The 382-nt window shown below is 63.1% G+C and carries 1 protein-coding gene; it reads left to right on the forward strand.

The annotated features are described in order from the left end of the window. Positions 1-33: 33 nt before the first annotated feature. Positions 34-382: aromatic amino acid lyase (locus tag G4D83_RS45375; RefSeq protein ID WP_240357208.1), on the forward strand; the 349-nt coding region annotated here is incomplete at its 3' end.

A 382-nucleotide genomic window follows, 5' to 3' on the forward strand; every position in this document is an offset into this window, starting at 1 on the left:
CTCAATACAGGCTTCGCCACGGTGCAGTGCTCCATGTCGGCGCTTGTCATGGAAAATCGCGGACTGGCAACGCCCGGCTCGGTGGATTCCATCCCCGGCAAGTCCAATGCAGAGGATCATGTGTCGAACTCCACATGGTGCGGTCGCAAGGCGCGCACCATCGTCGAGAATGCCGAGCAGATTGTCGCCGGTGAATTGTTGATGGCGGCGCAGGCATTGCCCCTGGTCGAACCGGTGGCGAAGGATTATCCGCTCAGCAAAGGTTCGCGCGCCGCCATGGAAGCGATTCGCGCCGTTATCCCGCCGGCTCTCGAAGGAGATCGCTGGTACGCCACAGAGATGCGGCAGGCGCTCGACCTCGTCCGCTCCGGGGCCGTGGTGG

It is taken from the genome of Myxococcus eversor, from assembly GCF_010894455.1.
GTDB lineage: Bacteria > Myxococcota > Myxococcia > Myxococcales > Myxococcaceae > Myxococcus > Myxococcus eversor.